The sequence below is a fragment of the Maribacter aquimarinus genome (genome assembly GCF_047345505.1).
In the GTDB taxonomy this organism is placed as follows: Bacteria; Bacteroidota; Bacteroidia; order Flavobacteriales; family Flavobacteriaceae; genus Maribacter.
In genome coordinates, this window is sequence record NZ_JBLFEO010000050.1 from 1 (window position 1) to 5,325 (window position 5,325).

A 5,325-nucleotide genomic window follows, 5' to 3' on the forward strand; every position below is an offset into this window, starting at 1 on the left:
CACAAAATAAAAAAACTAACTCAAACAACTTTCTTTGTCTCATTTCTTCGTTCATTGATTGCACCACGCACCCATCAAGGCGGTGGCAAAAAAACCGAACCGTTTCTAATATCCGGGGTTTTGCTCCAAATTGACATTGGCGTCCATTTCCCTCTGGGGTAGGGGATACAACTCGTGGAAAGGTTCTGCATTCTTACCACGTGCTACAGCATTGGAAATAAGCTTCCCATGCCTAATCAAATCTTGTCTCCTTTTGCCTTCTGAAAACAGTTCCCACCCACGTTCTGCCAAGATATGGTCCCTTAGTGCCTCAGTGGAGGAAAAATCGGCCAACTGAAGTAAGCTTGCACCCGCTCTCTGCCGCACTTGGTTAATGAGTTCAATGGACTCCGCATTAGGTCCATTGATTTCATTGAGCGCCTCTGCCCTACTCAACAGGATGTCGGCATATCGAATAACAGGTTGGTCGTTCCCGCTCCATCTGGCATTGGCATTCGGGTCCGGTACATACTTAAAACTTCTGGCGTTATCCAGTGGGTTTCCATTCTCATCCTCCACCAACTGCACCAATTCGCCGTTAATGTCGGTAAACTCCCTTAAGATCAAATTGAGTCTGCGGTCATTGGGCTCAAAGGAATTTACAAAAGATGTCAATGTCCTGAACTGTGCCCCAAAATTTTCCCAGTTGGGCTGTATGGGAAACCTGGGCGGGAAGGCGTGCGGCATATAAACGTGCCCCTCCCCGGGCTGCGCCTCGGCCGGATGAACATATATAAATTCGTCATTGTCTTCGTTGTCCACGGAAAACAACGTTTCAATATCGGGAAACAACTGATAGACCCCAAGGTCAATGACCTCTTGGGCGGCATTGGCACTGTTCTGCCATTGTTTCGCGTGCAGGTAAACCTTGGTGAGCAGGGAAAGTGCAGCACCCTTGGTTACCCTGCCCCTTGCGTTGACCGTAACGGGAAGATTCTCAGCCGCTCGGTTCAATTCTGAAATCAAAAATTCCAACATCTCGTCTTCCGATGATCTGGTCACCTCAAATTCCAATGATTCGGTTGTCGTGACAAGGGGCACCGGCCCAAAAAAATCATAAAGACGAAAATAGGCGTCGGCCCTAATAAAAGCGGCCTCGGCTGAAAACCGCGCAACCTTTTCCTCAGAAAGTGTGGTAACGTTACCAATATTGTCCAGCAAGGAATTGGCATTTCTAATGGCACGGTAGTATCTGTTCCAAATTCCAGCAAGGATACCTTGTGCCGGGTCCCATTCGTAATTAACGTACAAGATGGCGGTGCGCTCGAAACCACCACCGCTCTGAGTGGCAATATCCGTGGGGAACTCTCCCAGGGTAAAGTACATGTCCCTGCCAAAGAAGCTGGTGGTGTGCAGCTCATTGTAGGCACCAATCAACACTCTTTCTATTCCCTGTTCGGTTTGGAGAAGGTCACCAGGATCAAACTCTGTAAACACTTCTTCTTCTAGATAATCATTGCAACCACTAAAAATGAGCATTACAACAACCATTAAGCTTCCTTTCAGATATGTCTTGGTATTTTTCATAAAGGTTTTTTTTTGATTGATTAAAATCCAACGTTAAGACCAAGTCGAAATGTACGGTTCAGAGGAAAACTATTGTAAGAGGTCCTGTTTACACCGGTTCCAGAAGCGTTGGCATCTGGATCGTATCCAATAAAATCGGTAATGGTAAAAAGATTGTCGCCAGCCAAATAAACCGATAGATTGTTTATAAAATCCACCTTGTCCACTGGAACCTGATAGCTTAGGGTAACCGTCTTTAAACGAAAGAAGGAAGCATCATTAACGGTGAATGAATTTACTGCAGTGCCTCCCCCGTACGAACTTGGGTTTACGCCAGAGGGAAACCTTGCGTCTGGGTTGTTGGGAGTCCAACGATCTAAATACTGCTCGGCAATTCTGTTTCTATCAAAATTGATGGGATATAATGACTCCAAAACATTGTTGTTCAAAGCCTCGATGCCACTAACGCCAATAAAAAGGACATCCAGACCAATTCCCTTGTACTCGAACCGATTGTTTATTCCATAGGTAAGATCCGGCAAGGGTTTACCAAGCACCACCCTGTCTTCGGGGGTTATGGCACCATCGCCATCCGTATCCCTAAAAATGGGATGCCCTGGTTGGGCAGAGGGTTGGGCAGAGTTGGCGATATCGTCTCCTTCCTGAAAAATCCCCTCTACCTCAAAACCATAAAAAGAACCGAGCGCTTCACCTTCTCTAGTTAAGATAAAATTACTGGTAAAAGTACCTATATTACCACTTATGATTTCGGGCAAAAAATCTGGCAGCCGGGTTACCTGGTTGTTCAAGGTCGCCAAGTTGACAGCGGTGGTCCATTTAAACTCCTTATCAATGTTCACCGACTCCAAAAAGACCTCCACGCCCGTATTCCGAACCTCACCGGCATTTACCCTAACATTGGTAAAACCCGATGATCCCGGTACAGGCTGACTGAACAATTGATCTCGTGTGGTTTTGTTGAAATAATCAATGGAACCGCTCAAACGCCCATTGAAAAATCCGTAATCCAAACCAATATTGTATTCCTCGGAGGTTTCCCACCGCAAGTTACTGTTGGGAATACGTGCCGGTGCCACACCCTGTACCAAGGCATTGCCCAGAACGGCATTTCCTGAGGCCACAAAAGTCTGGATGGTTTCAAAATTGCCAATGGCTTGGTTGCCCAACTGACCAAAACCCAATCTCAGCTTCAGGTTACTGATCGCTTTTGAATTTTCCAAGAACGATTCGTTGGATATTCTCCAAGCCAAGGAAGCCGAAGGGAAGATAGCGTACTTGTTGTCGTCCGCAAATCTTGAGGTTCCGTCCGCCCTAAAAGAGGCGGTAAGAAGGTAGCGATCGAACAAGGTATAGTTTACACGCCCAATAAAAGAGTTCAAGCGGTTAACAAACCGACCGCTGGACACATTGTCTCCCTCGTCCGCGTCCCCACTTTGCAATAAATTGGTGCCGGTCACATCAGATAGAAAACCTTGGCTCGAAGACGTCGCAAACCTATTGTCAAACTCTTCAAAGGTTATTCCTCCCAGGAAGGTAAGGGCATGATTTTCATTGAACGTTTTGTTATACGTTCCAAAAAGCTCCGCAAGCCAATGATTCTGCTCATCCGTTCTTATGGAACCGATGCCACCGGCACTTAAACCGTTGGCTGTTTCCGTGCTGTTATAAAAATCCCTTCTACTGGTAAGCATATCTAGCCCCAAGCGGCCTGTAAGCGTAAAGTCCTTGAAGATGTTGTAATCCACACTGATGGTTCCGAAAGATCGGTTGGCCGCTGTTTCATCGCCAACGCCGTTCACCAAGGCCAAGGGATTTTCCAAAGTAATGTTGTCGCTACGGGGAAAACGCCCATCCTCTCCACGAGTCGCGGGTATGGTGGGGTCAAATTGCAACGCTGTGTTTATGGGTCCCGCGGACTCATTGGCAGCGTTGCTGCTCAATATCCTTTGTGTAACATTCCGGTTCACATTCACGTTGAATTTGAAAGTGAACTTGTCACTGGCCTTGATTTCTTGGTTGTAGCGCACGTTATAACGTTGAAACCCAGATCCCAAAACAATACCGTCCTGATCCAAATGATTTAGGCCCAGGTAGTAGTTGGAATTTTCCGTACCGCCCGAAATGGACATCTGATGGTTCTGAACAAAGGCTGTTCTAAAAACCTCGTCCTGCCAATCCGTTCCCTGTCCAATGGCATCGATTTCTGCTTGGGTAAACCGGGGTTGCTGCCCCCCATCAACAGCGAGGTCGTTGAGTACTTGGGCATATTCCCTGCCGTTAAGCATCTCTATTCTTTGCGCCACGTCCTGCGTACCAATGTAGGTACTGTAATTTACCTTGGTGGCTCCGGCTTTGCCTTTCTTGGTGGTAATCAAAATAACGCCATTGGCAGCCCTTGTACCATAAATGGCGGCGGCAGAGGCATCTTTGAGCACCTGAACCGACTCAATGTCCTCTGGACTCAAGGCTTGGGTGGGAGCCCCTGGCAAGCCATCTACAACAACCAATACCTGGTTGGAACTATTGATGGAGCCCGCACCCCTTACCCTTACGCTGATGGCCGCTCCCGGGGCAGAGCTGGACTGGCTTACATAAACCCCCGCCGCACGACCGTTCAATAACTGCAGTGCAGAATTATTGACCCCTTGGGTAAAATCCTCTTCTTGAACGGAAGCTATTGCCCCGGTCAGATCATTTTTCTTCTGGGTGCCGTAGCCCACCACCACCACCTCATCGAGCCTGGCGGCGTCCTCTTTCAATTGCACGTTGATGGATGTCTGGCCCGCTACCGGAATCTCTTGCGAAAGAAAACCGATATAGGAGATGACCAAAACGGCATCATCATTGGACAGGGTGATGGTAAAGTTGCCATCAAAATCCGTTTGGGTACCGTTCATTGTGCCCTTTTCCAAAATACTGGCACCGGGCAAGGGTTGTCCGTTGCTGTCCAACACCGTACCGGACACGGATTGCTGCACCTTTAGGGCCCCCTCGCCGGCAAGGGAAACACCCGAAAAAGAGAAAGCCAAGGGAGGTAGCGCTCCTTTGCCATTGGCCAGTAAGGTGTTGCCCGTGACCAAGCAGGCCACCAGGGCGAACAGGACGGGAGCGGAATGGAGTTTAAACAAATGCGTGCGCAATGGATACCTGTTTCTCATAACTTCTTTAGGTTGTTGGTTTTTCCGGTCGGTAAAAAAAGGTCATCCAAAAACATAGATAAAGTGCGATAAGATTTGTTTTAAAGAAAAAAATGAATCCGAACTTAAACAAGCCCCATTTTTACAAAAAACACATCTACAAAAGCCCCGCTATTGGAATTTAAACCAGTTTTTTAACATAACATTGTCAAAATTAAAGAAACATTAGTAAAAAGAACATAGACAAAAAAGACTTTAATATGGACAAAATAACTATATAGGACTATGGATTGGCAATAACTAATAAAAATACGAATGCCATTGAGTACATCTTGGTAACCAAGAACCACCAATTCCACTATTTCCCATTTTTTAAGGTTGGTCTGCGATTGGCGCAAAACACTGCCGCAAATTGCTTTTATCGTGAGACCCCTGGGGATAGAAAGAAAAAATGCCTGAACGGCACGCTTAAAGACAAGTCGCGGTTTTGTTCACCATCAATCCTTTGTCACCTTACTTTGCCACCAGTCTTCGTTGGGTTGATATTCCTTTGACAAAAATTCCATTCGCTGGGCCTCGAGGCTGGGCAACAGGACTTCCACCCGCTCCCGATGCTTCTTTT

At 46.9% G+C, this 5,325-nt stretch carries 2 protein-coding genes; both read right to left on the minus strand.

From position 1 onward, the window contains the following. Positions 1–105 precede the first annotated feature (105 nt). Positions 106–1,566 carry a RagB/SusD family nutrient uptake outer membrane protein gene (locus ACKWCC_RS18980; protein ID WP_413997547.1) on the minus strand — a complete coding sequence of 487 codons (1,461 nt, stop codon included), beginning with the start codon at positions 1,564–1,566 and terminating at the stop codon, positions 106–108. 20 nt (positions 1,567–1,586) lie between these two features. Continuing rightward, positions 1,587–4,724, minus strand: coding sequence for a SusC/RagA family TonB-linked outer membrane protein (locus ACKWCC_RS18985; RefSeq protein ID WP_413997548.1), 3,138 nt, complete (start codon positions 4,722–4,724; stop codon positions 1,587–1,589). Positions 4,725–5,325 lie beyond the last annotated feature (601 nt).